This window comes from Rhodopseudomonas sp. AAP120 (assembly GCF_001295845.1).
Taxonomy (GTDB): domain Bacteria; phylum Pseudomonadota; class Alphaproteobacteria; order Rhizobiales; family Xanthobacteraceae; genus Rhodopseudomonas.
Window position 1 is genome coordinate 67,720 of the sequence record NZ_LJIC01000091.1, and the last position, 20,282, is coordinate 88,001.

Annotated in this window: 16 protein-coding genes; 5 read left to right on the forward strand and 11 right to left on the reverse strand. The window is 65.4% G+C overall.

The features are described from left to right. Nucleotides 1–52 precede the first annotated feature (52 nt). From ggt to IP86_RS15250, 8 genes are read right to left on the reverse strand one after another with little or no spacing between them, the layout of a single operon-like run. Entirely contained in the window at nucleotides 53–1,630 is a 1,578-nt protein-coding gene (gene ggt, locus IP86_RS15215) for a gamma-glutamyltransferase (protein ID WP_054163374.1), read from the reverse strand. A gap of 19 nt (nucleotides 1,631–1,649) precedes the next feature. Continuing rightward, nucleotides 1,650–1,907 carry a hypothetical protein gene (locus IP86_RS15220; protein WP_054163375.1) on the reverse strand — a complete coding sequence of 86 codons (258 nt, stop codon included), beginning with the start codon at nucleotides 1,905–1,907 and terminating at the stop codon, nucleotides 1,650–1,652. A 7-nt stretch (nucleotides 1,908–1,914) separates the two neighbouring features. Beyond that, nucleotides 1,915–3,924 carry a primary-amine oxidase gene (locus IP86_RS15225; RefSeq protein WP_054163422.1) on the reverse strand — a complete coding sequence of 670 codons (2,010 nt, stop codon included), beginning with the start codon at nucleotides 3,922–3,924 and terminating at the stop codon, nucleotides 1,915–1,917. Between the two features lie 42 nt (nucleotides 3,925–3,966). Further along, on the reverse strand, nucleotides 3,967–5,592 hold the full coding sequence (locus IP86_RS15230; RefSeq protein ID WP_054163376.1) for an ABC transporter ATP-binding protein: 1,626 nt from the start codon (nucleotides 5,590–5,592) through the stop codon (nucleotides 3,967–3,969). Continuing rightward, the gene (locus IP86_RS15235; RefSeq protein ID WP_054163377.1) at nucleotides 5,589–6,476 is read right to left on the reverse strand and encodes an ABC transporter permease; all 888 of its coding nucleotides are present in this window, start codon (nucleotides 6,474–6,476) and stop codon (nucleotides 5,589–5,591) included. Before IP86_RS15235 ends, IP86_RS15230 begins: the two co-directional genes overlap by 4 nt. Next, nucleotides 6,473–7,423: an ABC transporter permease gene (locus IP86_RS15240; RefSeq protein WP_283804781.1), complete on the reverse strand. Its 951-nt coding sequence runs from the start codon at nucleotides 7,421–7,423 to the stop codon at nucleotides 6,473–6,475. The genes IP86_RS15235 and IP86_RS15240 overlap by 4 nt, the downstream gene beginning before the upstream one ends. A 1-nt stretch (nucleotide 7,424) precedes the next feature. After that, nucleotides 7,425–9,014, reverse strand: coding sequence for an ABC transporter substrate-binding protein (locus IP86_RS15245; protein WP_054163378.1), 1,590 nt, complete (start codon nucleotides 9,012–9,014; stop codon nucleotides 7,425–7,427). A 27-nt stretch (nucleotides 9,015–9,041) separates the two neighbouring features. After that, nucleotides 9,042–10,241, reverse strand: a complete 1,200-nt coding sequence (locus IP86_RS15250) for a serine hydrolase domain-containing protein (RefSeq protein ID WP_054163379.1) — start codon at nucleotides 10,239–10,241, stop codon at nucleotides 9,042–9,044. Nucleotides 10,242–10,527: 286 nt separating this feature from the next. Between IP86_RS15250 and IP86_RS15255 the strand changes: the two genes are divergently transcribed. Continuing rightward, nucleotides 10,528–11,445: a helix-turn-helix domain-containing protein gene (locus IP86_RS15255; protein WP_349509534.1), complete on the forward strand. Its 918-nt coding sequence runs from the start codon at nucleotides 10,528–10,530 to the stop codon at nucleotides 11,443–11,445. An 8-nt stretch (nucleotides 11,446–11,453) separates the two neighbouring features. On the opposite strand, the gene IP86_RS15260 is transcribed toward IP86_RS15255, so the two are convergent. The 3 genes from IP86_RS15260 to IP86_RS15270 form a co-directional block, all read right to left on the reverse strand. Then, nucleotides 11,454–11,954: a hypothetical protein gene (locus IP86_RS15260; protein WP_156332521.1), complete on the reverse strand. Its 501-nt coding sequence runs from the start codon at nucleotides 11,952–11,954 to the stop codon at nucleotides 11,454–11,456. 121 nt (nucleotides 11,955–12,075) lie between these two features. After that, a complete protein-coding gene (locus IP86_RS15265) occupies nucleotides 12,076–12,528 on the reverse strand; it encodes a DNA polymerase III subunit chi (RefSeq protein WP_054163381.1) in 453 nt (150 codons plus the stop codon). Nucleotides 12,529–12,538: 10 nt separating this feature from the next. Then, nucleotides 12,539–14,041 carry a leucyl aminopeptidase gene (locus IP86_RS15270; RefSeq protein WP_054163425.1) on the reverse strand — a complete coding sequence of 501 codons (1,503 nt, stop codon included), beginning with the start codon at nucleotides 14,039–14,041 and terminating at the stop codon, nucleotides 12,539–12,541. A 418-nt stretch (nucleotides 14,042–14,459) separates the two neighbouring features. Here IP86_RS15270 and lptF point away from each other — a divergent pair, with 418 nt between their 5' ends. The 4 genes from lptF to IP86_RS15290 all read left to right on the forward strand — a co-directional run bounded on the left by lptF (nucleotide 14,460) and on the right by IP86_RS15290 (nucleotide 20,248). Further along, nucleotides 14,460–15,626, forward strand: coding sequence for an LPS export ABC transporter permease LptF (lptF, locus tag IP86_RS15275; protein WP_054163382.1), 1,167 nt, complete (start codon nucleotides 14,460–14,462; stop codon nucleotides 15,624–15,626). Between the two features lie 10 nt (nucleotides 15,627–15,636). After that, nucleotides 15,637–16,722, forward strand: a complete 1,086-nt coding sequence (lptG, locus tag IP86_RS15280; protein ID WP_054163383.1) for an LPS export ABC transporter permease LptG — start codon at nucleotides 15,637–15,639, stop codon at nucleotides 16,720–16,722. Between the two features lie 5 nt (nucleotides 16,723–16,727). Beyond that, nucleotides 16,728–19,223, forward strand: a complete 2,496-nt coding sequence (locus IP86_RS15285; RefSeq protein WP_054163426.1) for an LPS-assembly protein LptD — start codon at nucleotides 16,728–16,730, stop codon at nucleotides 19,221–19,223. A 65-nt stretch (nucleotides 19,224–19,288) separates the two neighbouring features. Next, on the forward strand, nucleotides 19,289–20,248 hold the full coding sequence (locus IP86_RS15290; protein WP_054163384.1) for a peptidylprolyl isomerase: 960 nt from the start codon (nucleotides 19,289–19,291) through the stop codon (nucleotides 20,246–20,248). Nucleotides 20,249–20,282 lie beyond the last annotated feature (34 nt).

Below are 20,282 nucleotides of genomic sequence, written 5' to 3' on the forward strand. Positions count from 1 at the left end.
CGCGGTGTAGCGGCTGGCGCAGCAAATCAAACGGCGGCCCGCCAGCTCTTCATCAATAGCCGAGCGCCAAGCCGTCCTTGCGGTGATCGGACGCGCCGAGCAGAACGCCGCGCTCGCGATCGATGCGGATTGCCTGGCAACCGCCGATCGCTTCCTCGGTCCAGCGCGTGGTGTGTCCGCGTCGCTGCATCTCGTCGTGGATGTCCTGACCGATGGTGGTCTCCAGTGCCAGCGTGCCATCGAAGCAGAAGCTGCGCGGGCGCTCGGCGGCGGCCTGAATGTCGAGGCCGAGGTCGAGCACGTTCGAGATGAAATTGGCGTGGCCCGCCGCCTGATAGTGGCCGCCCATCACGCCGAACGGCATCACCGCCTGATCACCCTGCATCAGCATGCCGGGAATGATCGTGTGCATCGGCCGCTTGCCAGGGGCGAGCGAGTTCGGATGCCCCGGCTTGGCGCGGAAGCTCCAGCCGCGATTGTGCAGCAGCACGCCGGAGTTCGGCACATAGATGCCGCTGCCGAACGGATAGAAGATCGAGTTGATCAGCGACACCGCGTTGAGATCGCGATCGACCACGGTGACATAGACCGTGTCGCGATGCTCCGTGTCGAGCCACGGCTGCGCATCGCCGGCGCGCTCCATCGTGATCGCCTGCCGGATTTTTCCGATGACGGCGTCCGACAAGAAGCGTGCGGGTTCGAGCGGGTGGATCGCCGGATCGCAGAAATACGCATCGCGGGTCGCATACGCGGCCTTGGTCGCCTCGGCGAGCAGATGGATGCGGTCGGCATCGCTCAGCTTGCCGACATCGAAGCCTTCGAGCACGCGCAGGATCATCAGCGCAGCGAGGCCCTGGCCGTTCGGCGGGCATTCCATCACGGTGTAGCCGCGATAATCGGCCGAGATCGGCGTTACGTGCTCGCAACGATGCGCGGCGAAATCATCGACCGTATGGGCGCCGCCGAGCTTGCGCAGCACCGCGACCATCTCCTCGGCAACCTCGCCCTCGTAGAAGCCATTGCGGCCTTCGCGGGCGATCTTGCGCAGCGTCGCGCCGAGCCGCGGCTGCGATCGCACGTCGCCGATCTCCGGCACCTTGCCTCCCGGCAGAAACTGCGCCGCGGCGTTCGGATCGATCTCGACGCGCTCGCGAAACCGGCGCCAGTCGGACGCAACGCGCGGCGTAACGCAAAATCCCTGCTCGGCTGCCTCGATCGCCGGCGCAAACACATCGGCCAGCGACAAGCTGCCGTGCCGCTCGATCAACGTGCACCATGCATCGATGGCACCCGGAATGGTGACGGCCTCGGGCGACGTCGGCGGAATGTCGCGTGCGTCGCCGGCCGCATATTTCTCCGCATCAGTGCCGGCCGGCGTGCGGCCGGAGCCATTCAGCGCGATGGGCCGGCCGCCACGCAGCGACACCAGCGCGAAGCAGTCACCGCCGATGCCGGTCATCTGCGGCTCGACCACGCCCTGCACAGCGACCGCAGCGATCGCAGCGTCGATCGCATTGCCGCCCCGGCGCAGGATATCGACCGCCGCCAGCGTCGCACGCGGATGCGACGTCGCCGCCATGCCGTTCTGCGCCACCGCGAGTGAGCGGCCGGTCTTGTGAAAATCGCGCATTCTTGGTTCCTTGTTGAATTCAGTTCGCCGCTGATAGCGCCGGAAGCAGCGCGCGGCAAATCGGGCCATGCAAATCCTGCAGCACCGACGCGGGAGCTATGGCAATCAACGCCACCGCCGCAACTGCACCGAGTATCAGGCCCGCACCGATCGCCATCGGGGGCCGCAGCACCGCAACGGTCCCATCGTGACGGCGACAGCCGCGATCTGCTGCGCAGCCGGAGCCGCGCAGCACGAATTGCGAGGCGCCGAGCAGCAGCGCGATCAGACAGCACATCGACGGTTCAGCCGGCGTGGCAGCAGGAGCCGCCGCCGTTCGCCTCGCCATGCAGCACGCTGCGCGCATTGCGCTCCGGCGCGATGTCGCTGGCCGCGTTGGCGGCGAAGAAGCCGACTGGCTTCAGCGTGAAGCCCGCGTACTCGACCGGCATCACCGGAAAGTCTTCCGGCTTGCAGATATGGGTGTGGCCGAAGCTGTGCCACACCACGATGTCTGCATTCTCGATCGGCCGGTCCTGCTTCACGTAGCGCGGCAGGCCATCGCCACCGGCGTGCACGTTCGGATAATCGCCGCTGGCGTATTTCTCGGCCGGATCGAACGCGGTGACCCAGACGTGCTTGGTGGCGAAGCCGCCGCGCTTGCGCACATAGCTCTCCTCCTGCGCCAGCATCAGCGGGCTCGGCGTGACCACGAGCTTGTAGGCCGGCGGATTGCCGACCGAGTTCTTGACGTTCGGATTGCTGATCTTCCAGAACCGGCCGGTCTCGCCGCTGGCGATCGCACTGCCCTCGCTCTCCTTGGTCATCACCCGCGTGGTGGTGTCGAACACGTTGCCGTACGGATTGTCGGGGCCGAACGGCTTCGGCACAAATTCGTGCTCGGTGACGGTGTTGCCGCCGCCGTCGAGGTCCATGTGCATCCGCACGTTGAAGAAGTGCTGGTGGGTCGGGCCGCCGAGATTGTCGTCGACCATGCCGCCCCATTTGTAGCGCTCGCCAGGCTGCACCGCTGTGGTCTGGATGATGCCGGTGAGCTTGGCCTCGAGCTGAATGGTGCCGTCCTGATACAGGTACCAATAGAAACCGTAGTCGTAATTGCCGACGGTGGCGAAGAAGCTGATCACCAGGCGGCGGGAGCGCCGGACTTCGAACAGGCCGTTACGGAACTCGTAGTGCTTCCAGAGAATGCCGTAATCCTCCTCGTGCATGCAGATCGCGTTCTTCATCACGAACGGCGCGCCCTTGTCGTCGGCGGCCGGCACGTCGAAATAATGGATGTGGCCGAGGCAGTCGCAGCCGAGTTCGAGCGCGTTCGCGAGCATGCCGAGGCCGTACTCGCCGGCGTCGAACGCCGACTTCCAGAAGTGGTTAGGATTCGGATCGGCGTACGGCACCACCATCTCGGTGACGCTGGCGCGATGGATCATCGCGCGCTTGCGCTCGCCGTCCTGGTAGCCGAGCTGATGCAGCACCAGGCCTTCGCGCGGCGTGAAGCCGACGCGGAAATTCCATTTCTGCCACTCGACGTTCCAGCCGTCGACCTTGAAGCTGGCGCCTTCGGGCTGCTCGATGTGCAGCGGCTTGATGTCGGTGCGCGGGTTGGTGATCTCGTGCGCGCCGTAGTTCCGCTTCTTGCGTGGGATCGGAACGATCGGATCCTCGTCGAGCAGATCGACCACCTTGCCGGCGATCAGGTCGACCACCGCAACGACGCCCTCGATCGGGTGTGCGTAAGCGTTGTCCTGCGGCTGCTCGCGGAAGAAACTGGTGGCGCGGACGATGCGGGCGCCACGCTCGAACTCCTTGTCGAAGAAGCCGGAGGAAAACGGATCGACCTGCACCAGTTCGATTTCCGCGTCGCTCAGGCCACGGCGCTTCATCGCGGCGCGCCAACCCGGATCGGCCTTCACCACCGCGTCGGTCTTGTAGAATTCTTCGAGCATCACCGGCGGCTGGCCATACGGCGGTTCGCTATTGGGCAGCACCTTGCGCGACAGGATCGTCGACGACGCGATGTCGACGATGTGTTCGGCGGCTTCGCCGTTCGACATGTCCAGCGTCAGCACGAACGCCCGGCGCGGCAGCGCGGCGCCGGCTTCGTAGTCGCGCAGCTCGGCCTTCAGCGGCTCTTCCAGTCGCACGGTCGGAAACCGGCAATGCGCCGGCGACGGCGCGGCGGCACGGACGACATCACAGGCGGCTGCGATCTCGGCTTCGTTGAGCGGATCCAACGGATGCGGCACGGATGCCTTCGCCGCGGGCTCGGGCTGTCGCTCGGTAGCTTCAGACATCATCTGGGACATGGTCGGCTCCATCGTGATCCGGTCGTGTTACATTCAGACTGTGGCAAGCGCGCGGAACCGCTCCTGTCCGGGAGCGGCCGCGAACAATGCACGCGTGTAGTCGTGTTGCGGATGCTGCATGATTTCGGCGGTCGGGCCGGTTTCGACGATCTCGCCGTGGCGCATCACCATGATGCGGTCGCACAGCTCGGCCGCGACGCGCAGGTCGTGGGTGATGAACAGCATCGCCAGCCCAAGCCGCGCGCGCAGATCCGCGAACAGCTTCAGCACCTGCGCCTGCACGGTCACGTCGAGCGCCGATACCGACTCGTCGGCGATCAGGATCTGCGGTTCGCTGACCAGCGCCCGCGCGATGCAGATGCGCTGGCGCTGCCCGCCCGAGAATTCGTGCGGCAGCCGATCGAAGATGTCGGCGTCCATGCCGACGAGTTCGAGCAGCGCCCTCACCTTGCCGCGCGCGACCTCGGCCGGCACGCCGAAATTGACCGCGCCTTCGATCAGCGAGCGGCCGACCGGGAGCCGCGGATTGAGCGAGCGATACGGGTCCTGGAACACGACCTGGATGTAGCGGCGCTGCAACCGCAACTCCTCCTGCCCCGCCTTGGAGATGTCGCGGCCCATCAGCAGAATCTGCCCAGACGTCGGCGTCGCCAGCCGCGCCACGCAGCGCGCCAGCGTCGATTTCCCCGAGCCGGACTCGCCGACGACGCCGAGGATCTCGCCCTGGTTCAGGGTGAAGCTCGCGCCTTTCAGCGCATGCGTGGTCGTTGCGGCGCCGAACAGCGAGCGCCGGCCATACACCATCTGCACATCGCGGGCATCGAGCACGGGGGCTGCAGCTTCGGGCGGCAAATTCGTCGATGCGCGGCCCTTCGGCACCGAGTCGATCAGCAGCCGCGTATAAGCTTTCTCCGGTGACTGCAGCACCTTGGCGGCAGGACCGCTCTCGACCACCTCGCCGCGCTGCATCACCACGACCTGATCGGCGATATCCGCGACGACGCCGAAATCGTGGGTGATGAACAGCACGCCGATATTGCGGCGTTCCACCAGCGATTTGATCAGACCGAGGATCTGCTTCTGCGTGGTGACGTCGAGCGCCGTCGTCGGCTCGTCGGCGATCAGCAGCGACGGCGACAACAGCAGCGCCATGGCGATCATCACACGCTGCCGCTGTCCGCCCGAAAGTTGGTGCGGATAGGCGCTCATCACCCGCTTGGGATCGCGAACCAGCATGTCTTCGAGCGTCGTCAGGATCAGCGCGTCCAGCGCGCTGCGCGACATCGGCGTCTCACCGTGGAATTCGATCACCTCGGCGAGCTGCGCGCGGATCGTCATCACCGGGTTGAGCGCGGTCATCGGCTCCTGGAAGATCATCGCCATCCGGCTGCCACGCAGCTTGCGCACCTTCTCCGGATCGGCGCCGAGCAGTTCCTCGCCGAGCAGCCGGATCGATCCCGCCCGTGGTGTCAGCGCGTCCGGCAGCAGCCCCATCACGCTGAACGACGTCACCGACTTGCCCGAGCCGGACTCGCCGACGATGCAGGCGATCTCGCCAGCACCGATGGTGAGATCGAGGCCGCGTACGATCGGATCACCCGACGGATCGTCACGACGACCGACCACGAGTCCCTTGATAGTTAGAACCGGCTCGGTCATTTCAGGCGCCCTACCGACTTGGCCAAACGCGGGTCGAGCAGATCGCGCAGACCGTCTCCGATCCGGTTGATGGCGAACACCGTGAGCACGATGCACAGCCCCGGCAACAGCATCAGCATCGGCTTCACCTGAAACACCAGGCGCGCATTGGCCATCATGTTGCCCCAGCTCGGGATCTCGTCGGGCATGCCTATGCCGAGAAACGACAGCGATGCTTCGATGAGGATCGCCGAGGATGCGATGTAGGTCGCCTGCGCGATCAGCGGCGCCAGCACGTTCGGCACCATGTGGCGGGCGATCAAGGTTGGGGTGCGCGTGCCCATGCTGACCGCGGCCTCGATGTAAGGCTCCTCGCGGATCGTCAGCACCACGCTGCGCACCAGGCGCGCCACCCGCGGAATTTCGGGAATGGCGATCGCGATGCAGATCGTCACCAGATCGGCTCCGAGCGCGCCGATCATCGCTACCGCGAACAGGATGGCCGGGATCGCCATCACGCCGTCCATCGCACGCATCAGCAGCCCGTCGATCCAGCGCACCGCGCCCGAGACAAGCCCGAGCAGCGCGCCGAACACCACCGCCAGCAACGCCACCACACCGCCGACCAGCAGCGACACGCGGCTGCCGTAGATCAGCCGGCTGTAGACGTCGCGGCCGAGATGGTCGGTGCCGAGCCATGCCGCGGCGCTCGGCGGCTTCAGCCGCAGCCGCGGCTGCACGGCGGCCGGATCGACCACGCCGAGCGCGCTGGCGAAGACCGCGATCAGGATCAGAGCGCCGAGCACGATCGAGCCGAACAGCACCGCCTTGCTGCGGAAGATGCGCGGCAGCGATCGTGTTCGCTTGGCCGCGGCGTTGGGCGATGCGGCAACCATCACGCTCATGACAGCGAAATCCTCGGGTCGAAGGCAGCGTAGCTGAGGTCGATCAGCAGATTGATCAGCACATAGACGCCGCCGAACACGATGATGACGGCCTGAATCACCGGATAATCGCGTGCCATCACCGAATCCACGGTGAGCCGGCCGAGCCCCGGCAGATTGAAGATGCTCTCGGTGATGACCACGCCGCCGATCAGCAGCGCGACGCCGATGCCGATGATCGAGACGATCGGCACCGCCGCGTTGCGCAGCGCGTGGCGGAAGATCACCGTCCGCTCGGGAAGCCCCTTGGCCCGCGCGGTGCGGACATAATCGTCGGACATCACCTCGAGCAGGCTGGTCCGCGACACCCGTGCGATCAGCGCCACATAGACGAAGCTCAGCGTCAGCACCGGCAGCGTCAGATGCCACAGGAAGCGGCCGACCCCGCCCGCCAACGGCGCGTAGCCCTGGACCGGAAACAGGCCGGCCTGCATCGACAGCAGATAGATCCACACATAGCCGACCGCGAAGGTCGGGACCGCGAAGCCCGCTGTGGTCATCACCGAGGTGAGCTGATCGACGATCCCGCCACGGCGCCAGGCCGCGTAGACCCCGAGCGGCACGCCGATCACCACCGACACCAGCATGGTCAGCAGCGATACCGCGATCGTCGGTGCGGTATGCTGGCCGATCAGCCGCAGCACCGGCGTGCCCGACACGATCGAGGTGCCGAGATCGCCGTGCAGCACCCGCCAGCCCCAATGCAGGAACTGCATGATCAGCGGCTGATCGAGGCCGAGACGCGCCCGGATCGCGGCGATCGCCTCTGGTGTCGCATTGTCGCCGGCGAGTTGCGCGACCGGGTCGCCCGAGCTGATGCGCAGCAGCACAAAGGCGATCATCGCGACCGCGATCAGCACCGGCACGGTCGCGGCGATCCGCCGCCCGATGAGCAGCAGGACCTGCACGTCACACCTTCTCGACGTTCCAGAACAGCGGCGCCGGGGCCGCCACGATGCCGCTGAGCGCCTTGGCATGGCACACCGGCTGCTTGATCAGGCCGCCAGGAATATGCGTCACGACCTCGTAGGCGCGGGCCTGGATCGCGTCGGCCAACGACTTCTGCACTTCGGCGCTCGGCTCCATCGCAAATTTGGCGCGCAGCGCCTCGACCTCGGCGTCCTCGGGCCAGCCCGGAATGCCACTCGCCTTGCCGCGGGTGTCGATCAGCGTGTTGGTGAGCGGGTTCATCAGGTCGGCGGTCGTCGTCACATAGTGATAGACCGACCAGCCGCCCTGGGTCGCCGCCTCGGCCTTGGCGCGCCGCGCCAGGATCGAGCCCCAATCCATCGTCAGCACCTGGACGTTCATGCCGATCGCACGCAGCTTCTGCGCCGTGACGGTCGACGAGCCGTACAGCATCGGCGAGTCGGTGCCCTGCATCATCACCACGGGCGCGCCGTTGTAGCCGCCCTTCTTCAGCAGCTCCTTGGCCCGCGCCAGATCGGGCTTGCCGTTCCAGCCGGTCTCGGAGGCAAACGGCGTGTTCGGCCCGAACATCGCCGCGCTCGGCTGGTAGTAATCGGGATTGCCGACCTGGGCTTCCAGCCAGTCGACCTGATCGCTGGCATACATCAGCGCCTGCCGGATCTCCGGGCGGTTGAACGGCTCGGTCAGCCAGTTCATCCGCACCACCGACATGAAGCCGAGCGGGTTGTAGTCGGCGACCACGAGCTTGTTGTCCTGCGCCAGCTTCGGCAGCAGATCGTGCGGCGGTGCTTCGAGGAAATCGATCTCGCCGTTCGACAGCGCGTTGGCGGCGGTCTGCATGTCCGGCATGCTGATCCACTCGTAGCGATCGATCTTCACCACCTTGCCGCCGGCGAGCCCGTCCGGCGCCTCGGCGCGCGGCACGTAGTTCGGATTGCGCTCGTAAGCCGCGCGGCTGCCGGGCTGGAACTCGGACGGCAGGAAGCGGAACGGCCCCGAACCGATGAATTCGGTCACCGGCTGTTCCGGCGGCTGCTGCGCGAGCCGCGCCGGCATGATGAACGGGAAGATGCTCGCCGGCTTCGCCAGCGTCTGCAGCACCTGGCCGTAAGGCGACTTCAATACGATCTGGAAGGTGCGCTGATCGACCGGCTTGAGCTCGGCGACGAAGCCCATCATCCGGCCGCCCATCGTGTCGCGCTTGCCCCAGCGCTGCAGCGATGGAATGACATCGGCCGACGTCACCGGCGCGCCGTCGTGGAACGCGAGGCCCGGACGCAGCACGAAGGTGTAAGTTAGGCCGTCGGAGGACACTTCGTGGCTTTCGACCATCTGCGGACGGATCTGAAATTTCGAATCCATCGCGAACAGCGTGTCGTAGATGTTGAGACCGTGATTGCGGCCCGTCCACGCGGTGTTGATCACCGGATCGGTCGCGCGTAGCGGCGCGTGCATCACGGCGCGGATGGTCTTGGACGAAGCACCGCGCGCGATGCTCGGCAGCATGCCGGCCGCGAGCGAGGCGGCCCCGGCTTTCAGGATCGTGCGGCGATTCAAGGTCGTCAGCATGGAGGGCTCCTGGTGAAGGTCGGTCGATTAGGACGCGGCGACATGCGCGGCGATCGCGCGGTAAGCAGCGAGCCAGCGATGATCGAGCGGGATGTCCATCGCCTTCGGCTGCGTGGCGAGCTTGACGATGACGGTGTCGGTCTGGACGTCGACATAGATCCATTGGCCGTGGATGCCGATCGCGGCGAGATCGCCGCGCGCCGGATCGATCGTGTACCACTTGCTACGATAGCGAGCCCCCGGGAAAATCTCGGCGAGATCGCCGTCGGCCCAGGCTTGCGAGTCGCCGTTGGCGTGGATGTCGTCGATCCACCAGCCGGGGACGACCTGACGACCGCCGACATTGCCGCGGCAGCGGATCATCTCGCCGAACCGCGCCAAGTCGCGCGCGGTGGCGGAGATGCCGCCGGCGCTGCGCGACGCGCCGAGCGCATCGAGCGTCATCGACGCATCCTCGGCGGCTCCCATCGGTTGCCACAAGTACTCGGACAGGATCGCCGAGTAGGACGCGCCGCAGGCACGCTCATAGAGCCAGCCGAGCGCGTCGGTGTTCGGCGACACGTAGTGAAACACTTGGCCGTGCGGCTTGCCGCTTGCACGCATCTTCGCCAGCATGCTGCGCTGATCGGTGACCTCGACACCGGGCGGCGGTAGATCCCAGCCCGACGCGTAGCGATAGCGGGCGACGTCTCCGGCGGGATCCTCGTAGTCCTCTTCAAAGGCGATGCCGACCGTCATGTCGAGCAGATGACGTACCGTGCAGCCACCATCATAGGCGGAGCCTTTCAGCTCCGGCAGATAGCTCACGACGAGCGCATCCGGATCGATCAGCCCACGCTCGACAAGGATGCCGCCGAGTGTGCCGGTGATCGACTTTGTGACCGAGCAGATCAGATGCGGCGTCGTCGCGGTCATGCCGTCGCCGTACCATTCGTGCACCAGCGTGCCGCGGTGCATCACCAGCAGTGCATCGGCGAACGTATCCTGCAGCGTCGCGGCGACAGATGTTTGGGTGCCGTCGGGTGCCACGAAGCCGAGGCCGGCGAGTTCGCGCGGCGCCATCGGCAACGGCGAAGCTTGCGCGGCACGGCGGATTGCGGCGGTCGGCAGAATCTCCCGCGCGTGGGTGAAGCCCCAGCGGATGGCTGGGAAAGTTCTCCAATTGGCGCGGGTTACCTGCGCCTGCGGGGCAGCTGGACTGCCGCGCATGAGTTCGCTCGGTCGCATCGTTGACTCCCGGCGCCGCGTTTTCTGATACCGTTCGAAGACGGCTGCGGCGCGCGAGAGGTATCTGAGACCACCGGGAAAGCCGGGCGTTATCGAAAATCGGCAAATCTCGCGGGAGAAACGAAGCAGCGGTCCAAGCTTGGCGTGAAGTTTGCTTTAAGAGCGGCAGATGCACAGCACCGAAGCTCTGATACATCCCGTTTTGGCCGCCGAAACCACGGCCGGCTTGCGCTGCAACGCCGAAGAACCCTCGTGTTCGCGGGTTATGCAAGCCAGCAGCACCGACGTGGACGAACACTGCGCCAGTCTCGGCGCGTGGCGACTTGCTTATGATCAGATCAGCGCCGGCGCATTTTGCGGCAGCTTCGCACTACTATCGCTTCCGAGCGTGGAGGTTTTTCGCGAGCATACCAGCCGGCAAGTTCGGCAATACGGTCAGCTCGGGGTCGACCGGTTCGGAATCGGCCTGCCTTGGCATGCGACCGGCGACGTCAGTTTCAACGGCGTGAGTATCACGCCGGCCCGCGTGATCGCCTGCTTCGACGCCGAAGTCGACATGTGCACGCCCGAGCAGTTCGAATTCCGGGGCGTGGTGACGAGCGCCAAACTGATTGAGGACCTTGCCGACACGCTGGGCATCGCCCTGCCCCACGACGCCTGGCATCAGCTCCGCGCGGTCGAAATGCAATCTGCTGCGCTGCAGCGGTTGCGGGAACTGCTGACGGATGTCTGTGACGCCATCGCCGCCTCACCGGCCGCATTCGACGATCCCGCCGTCTCACAGGCGCTCGAAGACGCCATCCTGATCGAAGTCACCGACATGCTGCCGACCGCGCGGACCTGCGACGAGATGCGCAGCGCGGCGGCGCGCAAGCGCACGGTCGATCGCGCCTGCGAGCTGATGCTCACCACCGGTGACGAGGCGGTGTCGATCCTCGATGTCTGCAAACATGTCGGCGTCAGCCGGCGGAAGCTGAACTACTGCTTTCAGCACGTGCTCGGCACCACGCCGATCAACTACGCGCGCGCGGTCCGGCTCAACCGCGTGCGGCGCGACCTCAAGCACTGCCGCGATCCGCACACCGGCGTCTACGACGTGGCGGCGACGCACGGCTTCTGGCACTTCAGCCAGTTCTCGCTCGACTACAAGCGGCACTTCTGCGAGCTGCCGTCGGAAACCTTGCGCCGCGGCCGCGCGGCGTAGCATCGTGCTCAGTGGCGGCGCTTGGACTTCGCCTTCGGCTGCGCGACAGGCTCCTGCCCCCGATCGATCGAGGTCAGCCGGCCGGCCGTGAAGGTGTAGATGCCGGCACGCGGTCCCTTCGAATAGGTCAGTACCGCGACGCGGTCGCCCCGCGGATTGGTCGAGAGGCTGACATTGTCCGGGGTGCCGATGCCGCGGGCGACGTCGCACTCGGTGTGATTGAGCGCCACCGTACCGCCCCGGGCGGCGGCTGCGTCGGCCTCGGCGCCGGGCTGCGGCATGCCGGGGCACGCCCCGTCCGCAGAGATCAGGTCTTCCGGCGTCACCGGCTTGTCCGGCGTCAGCGGCGGCGTTTCGATCGAGATATTCTTGATGAACACGCGGCCGGGCCGCGAGAACCACTCGGCATCACGCGAGAAATAGTCCGACGCGTTTGAGCAGCCCGCGAGCAGCGGCGCCGCCAGCACCAGCGAGAGCATCACCGGGCGGCAGGAAAGCTTGTGTTGCACGATTGATTTGATCCCATCCCGCTGCATCAGCATCCGTCCAAACATCGCTTTACGGCACCACCGTGACCGGCCCATCGCAGCGCTCGGAAAGCGCCAGTCTATCGTTAATGGCGCCGGCCGCCTATTGCCGCCGCTGCCATCGTCCTTCGGCATCGGCCTGCCAGTAGGTCACGTCGAAGCCGCGCGCCTTGCACTGCTTCCAGGCGTCCCGCGCCATGGCGACGGCATCGTCGTCGTCGCCGTCGAACAGCAGCACCATGCGGTCGTAGCTGTCGGCATCGACCGGCAGCGCCGCGTTGTCGAGCAGGAACCGGACCGCGGCGGCGTTCGGGTTGCCGCCCTCCGCGGTCAGGACGATCGGCTGCTGCGCCGCATCGGCGACTCGCCAGGTCGCATGGGGAAGAAACGAATCGTCCCGATACGTCCACAGATGCGCATCGAGCGTGTCGGCGCGCTCCTCCGAGCCCGCCTGCACGACGACGCGCCATCCGCGCGCCAGCGACTTTTCGAGCAATGGCGGCAGCACCTGCTCGATCGTCCGTCCCTGCAGATGATAGAACAGCACCTCGGTCATCGCATCCGGACTACTTCTTGGCTTCGTAGTACTCCGCCACGAGCGCGTTCAGCAGCCGCACGCCGTAGCCCGAACCCCAGCTGCGGTTGATGTCGGTCTTCGGCGCGCCCATCGCGGTTCCGGCGATATCGAGATGCGCCCAGGGCGTGCCGTCGACGAAGCGCTGCAGGAACTGCGCCGCGGTGATCGAGCCGCCGTTGCGCGAGCCGGTGTTCTTCATGTCGGCGAACTGGGAATCGATCTGCTTGTCGTATTCCGGGCCGAGCGGCATCCGCCAGACCTTCTCGCCGGTCGACAGGCCGACCTCGGTCAGCCGCTGCGCCAGTTCGTCGTTGTTGGAGAACAGGCCGGCGTGGTCGGTGCCCAGCGCCACCATGATGGCGCCGGTCAACGTGGCGAGATCGACCATGAATTTCGGCTTGTGCTTCTGCGCCACGTACCACAGCACGTCGGCGAGCACGAGCCGGCCCTCGGCGTCGGTGTTGATGATCTCGATGGTCTGGCCCGACATCGACGTCACGATGTCGCCCGGCCGCTGCGCGTTGCCGTCCGGCATGTTCTCGACCAGGCCGATGGCGCCGATCGCGTTGACCTTGGCCTTGCGGGCCGCCAGCGCATGCATCAGGCCGACGACGCACGCCGCGCCGCCCATGTCGCCCTTCATGTCTTCCATGCTGGCCGACGGCTTGATCGAGATGCCGCCGGTGTCGAAGCAGACGCCCTTGCCGACGAAGGCGATCGGCTGCTCGCCCTTCTTGCCGCCGTTCCAGCGCATGATCACGGTGCGGCCGTCATGGGCCGAGCCCTGCGACACGCCGAGCAGCGCCCCCATCTTCAGCCGGGTCATCGCCGCGACGTCGAGGATCTGTACCTCGACGCCGAGCTTCTTGAGCTGCGCCGCGCGCTTGGCGAATTCGTCCGGATACAGAACGTTCGGCGGCTCGTTGACCAGTTCCCGCGCGAGGATGACGCCGTCGACCACGTGGCTCTCGGGGGTGAAGGCCTTCTTCGCCGCGGCGACGTCCGCAACCGCAATCGACACCGTGGTGTCGACCGGGCCCTGCTCGTCATCCTTCTTCTTTGTCTTGTAGCGGTCGAACTTATAGGCCCGCAGGCGGATGCCCGAAGCGATCGCCGCGGCCTGCTCCGGCGCCATCGCGGCCGCCGGCAGTTCGGCGATCACCGAAACGGCGGTGTCCCCGCTGCCGATCTTGCCGGCAATCGTGCCGCCCAGCTTGAGAACGTCGAACTCCTTCAGATCCGCTGCCTTGCCGGCGCCGACCACGATCAGCCGGCCGACCTTCAGCCCTTCCGGCGCCAGAATATCAAGGGCCGAGCCCGACTTGCCCTTGAACTGGCTTGCAGCCGCGGCCCGCTTCACGGTGGCGGCCGCGATGCCCAGCGCCTTGCTGGTCGCCGATCCGAACTTCAACGCCTCGTCGCAGAACACGACCAGCGTACCGCGGACGGCAGCAGAAAATGGGACGAAGCCGACCTTGACGGCGTCGGACATGAGCATTCCTCCAAAAAGGCGAGCAGGCCGTGACGGATACGGCAGGCGCAGGTGCGATTTGTTGTTTTGGAGCCCCACGCCTCCAAGTCAAGCCGACATCTTCATCAGCTTCGTGTGTCTGCGAATAACAATCCGGCGATTCTTCTCTCGAACCGCCGGCGCCGAGCAGGACCGGCAAGGCCCGCCAACGCCTCAAGACAGTACAATGACACCGCGGCAGAGCTCCAAAGCGTGGCCTCGGGGGTACAGTCGGGCAAGATTAACCATGTCCAGAAGCCGCCGTCGGTCAGCCATTTTGTTGACAGATCAGATAGATGGTAATGCGATCGTGGGATAGCCCGCGAGGTTGGCCGCCTGGGGAGGACTCGGTTTCGGGTCCTGGCGGCAATCATCCGGGTCCAGGGGAATTCGCCGGCCGATGGGCTCCATCGATAGCTATATATTCCGCACGACTCTGACGTCGTTTGCGGTGGTGATGGCCAGTCTCACCGGCGTGATCTGGATTACCCAGGCGCTGCGCGGCATCGATTTGATGACCAGCCAGGGCCAGACCATCCTGACCTTTCTGGGCCTGACCGGCCTTGCCGTCCCGGTCCTGATTCTGGTGATCGCGCCGATCGCGTTGATGATCGCGGTGGCGCACACGCTGAACCGCCTCGCCACCGATTCCGAGATCATCGTGATGAACGCCGCCGGGCTGTCGCCGCTGCGGCTGTTCCGCCCCTTCGTCTACGCCACGCTCGTCGTGTCGGCGATCGTCATCCTGATCGGCGCCTATATCGCGCCCGATGGTCTGCGCCGGATCGCCCGGTGGGACAGCGAGATCACCGCCGACGTGCTCGCCAACGTGCTGCAGCCCGGCCGCTTCGCGCAGCTCGAGCAGAATCTCACCATCCGGGTCCGCGAGCGGCAGCCCGGCGGGCTGCTGGTCGGCGTCTTCATCGACGACCGCCGCGATCCCAACGACCGCGTCAGCATCATCGCCGACCACGGCACCGTGCTGAAGAACAATGAAGGCTCGTTCCTGGTGCTCGAGGACGGCCATCTCGAGCGATTCCAGGCCGGCCAGCAGGAGCCGGCGCTGGTGGCGTTCAGCCGCTATGCGTTCGACATGTCGAAATTCTCCCGCGCCCGCGATGTCGCCTACGGCATCCGTGAGCATTATCTGTGGGAACTGATCTGGCCGGATCCCAACGATCCGCTGTTGAAACAGCTGCCGACTCAATTCCGCTCGGAGATGCACGATCGCCTGCTGGCGCCGATCTATCCGTTCTTCTTCGCCGCAGTGACCTTCGCGTTCCTCGGTCTCGCACGCACCACCCGGCAGAGCCGCAATTTCTCGATGATCGGCGCAGTGCTGTGCGCATTTCTGGTTCGGCTCGCCGGATTCGCGCTGTCGGTCATCGCCAACCAGACTCCCTATGTGGCGGGCCTGCAGTATCTGCTGCTGATCATTGCGATCGCGCTCAGCGTCTGGTTGATCCGGCGGAACGTCGTGATCGAGCCGCCGGCCAAGCTGGTCGATGCGCTCAATGCCCTCACCGCATCGCTGAGCCGGCTCGTCCGGCGCCCGATGCCGGCCTGAGGTGCACGCGATGGTGTTGAACACGCTCGGACGCTACCTCGCCGCTCGTTTCGTCATCTCGGCGCTCGGCGTGTTTTTCGGGCTGTTCGTGCTGCTGGTGTTCGTCGATTACATCGACCTGCTGCGCCGCGCCGGCGGCCTCGCGGTGTCGGCGCTGACGATCGCGCAGGCGTCGTTCTATCGGGTGCCCCAATTGCTGGAGCGGCTGCTGCCGTTCTGCATCCTGATCGGCGCCATGACCTGCTATCTGGCCCTGTCGCGCCGCCTCGAACTGGTGATCGCGCGCGCGGCCGGCCTGTCGGCGTGGCAGTTCATCTCCCCGGCGCTGTGGAGCGCGGTCGGACTCGGGGTGTTCGCCAGCATCGTGTTCAATCCAATGTCGGCCTACATGCAGGAACGCGCCAAGCAGATGGAGGCCGAGCTGTTCGGCCAGGGCTCGGGCAGCCTGCAGGACGCCAACGGCTTCTGGATGAATCAGGTGAGCCCGGATGGCCAGGCGATCATCAACGCCGCCCGCAGCCAGCAGCAGGGCGCGGTGCTGTCGGGCATCAGCGTGTTCCGTTTCGAGCCCGACTTCCAGTTCAAGGACCGAATCGAAGCGCGGGAAGCCGTGCTCGAACCCGGCTACTGGCTGTTGAAAGACGTACGTCGCTACACGCTGGACGACGCGCCAGTGTCGCAGGACACCCTGAAGTTGCCCACAGCCCTGACTTTGGCACAGGTCCGCAACAGCTTTGCCACCCCGGAAAGTGTGTCATTTTGGCAACTTCCGTCCTACATCAAAGCTTCGGAAAGCTCCGGGTTTGCGACCTCAGGGTACCGGCTGCAGTATCATAAGCTCTTGGCAAAGCCGTTTTTGCTGGCTGCGATGGTCATGCTAGCTGCTTCTGTCAGCTTGCGATTCTTCCGTTTCGGCGGCGTGCAAAAGATGGTTTTGAGTGGCGTGGGGGCAGGCTTTCTGCTCTATATCCTGTCGAAAGTGACTGAGGATTTGAGCAAGGCTGAGTTGATGCATCCGCTTGCTGCGGCGTGGTTGCCCGTGTGTGTGGGCGGTCTCGCTGGATTTCTGGCCTTGCTGTACCAGGAGGACGGGTAGTGGCCATGATCGCCGCCCTCCGCGATTTGCTGCCGTTTTCGCGGCGGCGCACCATCGTGCGCCGTAAGCGATCCCTCATGGCAAGCTGCGCGATTCCGCTCGGCGTGCTGCTGCTCGCCGGCGCTGCCGATCTGGCGACGATCTCGTCGGCCGACGCGCAGTCGTACACCTATAATCCGCGCCCTGCCCGTCCGCGTCCGCCCCAGGCGGCGAACAACGGCCAGATGCTCGTGCAGGCCACCGAGGTCAATTACGACTACAACAACAAGCGCGTGTCGGCCGTCGGCAACGTGCAGATGTTCTACAACGGCACCTCGGTCGAGGCCGATCGGCTGATCTACGACCAGAACACCAAGCGTCTGCGCGCCGAGGGCAACGTCCGGATGACGGACGCGACCGGCCGGATCACCTACGCCAACATGCTCGACCTCAGCGACGACTACCGTGACGGTTTCGTCGATTCGCTGCGTGTCGACACCGCCGAGGACACCCGTATCGCCGCGTCGCGCGCCGACCGCACCGACGGCGACTACAACGTGTTCCAGAACGGCGTGTATACGGCCTGCGCGCCGTGTCGTGACAATCCGAAGAAGCCCCCGCTGTGGCAGGTCAAGGGCGCCCGGATCATCCACGATCAAGTCGACAAGATGCTGTATTTCGAGAACGCCCAGCTCGAGTTCTTCGGCGTTCCGCTGGCCTATCTGCCGTATTTCTCGACGCCGGACCCGACGGTGAAGCGCAAGACCGGCTTCCTGATGCCGTTCTTGACCTCCAACAGCACCTTCGGCGTGGGCTTCGAAGTCCCGTTCTACTGGGCGCTCGCCCCTGATTACGACCTGACGCTGACGCCGCGCATCACGACCAAGCAAGGCGTGCTGATGCAGGCCGAATTCCGTCAGCAATTGTTGAACGGCGCCTACCAGATCCGTGCGTACGGGATCAACCAAAGCGATCCGTCGGTATTTGCCGGCCAGCCCGGCGACCGCAACTTCCGCGGCGGCGTCGATACCCAGGGTCAGTTCGCGCTCAACGACAAGTGGGTGTTCGGCTGGGAGGGCGTGCTGCTCTCCGACCGCGCCTTCTTCCTCGACTATCGGCTGTCGCAATATCGCGACAGCTGGGGCACGTTCCTCAATCAGAGCACTGAAGCGACCTCGCAGATTTATCTGACGGGCGTCGGCAATCGCTCGTATTTCGACCTCCGGGCGATCCATTATCTCGGCTGGGCCGCTGCCGACATCCAGGGGCAGATCCCGGTCGTTCACCCGGTGCTGGACTACAACAAGACCCTTGATCACAACATCTTCGGCGGCGAGTTCAGCTACAAGACCAACCTCACCAGCCTGAGCCGGCAGACCGCGCAGTTCGACCCGATCACGACGATCGCGAACACGTCGGGGCTGTGCCTCAACACGTCGGCGGATCCGGCCGCACGGATGCCATCGAGCTGCCTGCTGCGCGGCATCCCGGGAACCTACACCCGCGCCACGTTCGAAGGGCAATGGCGCCGGTCGTTCACCGACTCATGGGGCCAGATCTGGACCCCGTTCGCCTCGCTGCGCGTCGACGCGATCGACTCGTCGATCTCGAACCAGCCCGGCGTATCGAACTATCTGCCGGTCGGCGACACCCAGGCGTTGCGGGCGATGCCGACGATCGGCATGGAATATCGCTACCCGTTCATCAACGTGCAGCCGTGGGGAACCACGACGATCGAGCCGATCGCGCAGGTCATCATCAGGCCGAACGAGACCTACGCCGGCAAGCTGCCCAACGAGGACGCGCAGAGCATGGTGTTCGACACCAGCAATCTGTTCAGCGTCGACAAGTTCTCCGGCTACGACCGCGTCGAAGGCGGCGGTCGCGCCAATGTCGGCATTCAGGCGACCACCCAGTTCGATCGCGGCGGCGCGATCAACGTGCTGTTCGGCCAGTCCTACCAGCTGTTCGGCATGAACTCCTATGCGGTGAAGGACATCACCAACACGGGCCTCGATTCCGGCCTCGCCACCGCGCGTTCCGACTACGTGGCGCGGGTGTCGTATTCGCCGAATTCGACCTACAAGTTCACGACCCGCGCGCGGTTCGACGAGGCGACCGGCTCCGTCAATCGCTTCGAAGCCGAAGCCTCGGCCTCGTTCAACCGCTGGTCGATCAGCACCATCTACGGCAGCTACGCGGCGCAGCCGGATCTCGGCTTCCTCACTCGCCGTCAGGGCATCCTGACGACCGGCTCAGTCAAGGTGGCGTCGAACTGGGTGGTGTCGGGCGGCGCGCGCTGGGACCTTGAGGCGAACCGTATCAACCAGTATATCGTGGGTGCCGGTTACGTCGACGACTGCTTCGTCCTCGCGCTGAACTATGTGACCGGCTACGCCTACACCAACTACGGAACCACGCCGACGCTCAATCATTCGGTGATGCTGCAGATCGGATTGCGCACCATCGGCATGAGCGCGATGCAGCAGAGCGTCTCCGGCGGGACGAGCGGCCTTCAGTAAAGCCGCACAGCCGGGGGCAACCCCACTCCGAACAACACATATCGGCTGGGAGGCACACGCGACCCATGACGACGAAGCTTTTCTTTCGCATTCTCGGCGCCGCGCTGTTCTGCGCGGCGATGGCGGGCGGCGGAACCGGCGTCGCGCGCGCGCAGAGCGTCGCGGTCATGGTCAACGGCGAACCGATCACCAATTTCGACATCGACCAGCGCTCCCGGCTGGACAAGCTGTCGCATCAGTCACGTAGCCGCCAGCAGATCCTTGACGAGCTGATCGATGAAAAGGTGAAAATCCGCGAAGGCAAGAAGTACGGCGTCAATCCCAGCGATTCCGACATCGAGTCCTCGTTCTCGAGCATGAGCTCGCGAATGCGCATGACGCCGGACCAGATGACGAAAATGCTGGCTGCTCAAGGCATTCGGGCCGAAACCCTGAAGTCCAAGATCAAGGCCGACATGGTCTGGACCAGCCTGGTGCGCGGCCGCTTCAAGGACAGCCTGCTGGTCGGCGAGAAGGACATCCAGGCGCAGCTCGCCGCCACCGGTGGCGGAGACAAGGGAAGCACCGAGAGCTTCGAATATCAGATGCGCCCGATCGTATTGATCGTGTCGCGCAGCTCCGACGGCGGAGCGATGGAAGCGCGTCGCAAGGAAGCCGAGTCGCTGCGCAGCCGCGTGCAGAGCTGCGAGGACGCCGACCGCATCTTCAAGGCGCTGCCGAACGCCGCGATCCGCGGCATGGTCGTGAAGACCTCGGCCGACCTGCCGCCGGCGCTTCGCGAACTCCTCGACAAGACTCCAGTCGGCCAACTGACCGCGCCCGAAGCGACCCGTCAGGGCATCGAAATGGTGGCGCTGTGCGGCCGCAAGCCGACCACCGCCGATACGCCGAAGAAGCGCGAGATTCGCGACAAGATGTTCGCCGAAAAGTTCATGGCGAAGTCGAAGGACTATTTGCGCGAGGTGCGTGCTGCCGCGATGATCGAGTATCGCGGCGGAGCAGACGCGGGCCGCGGCGGCCGCTAACGGATGCCGCAGCCGCGCGGCGGCGGACGGACAG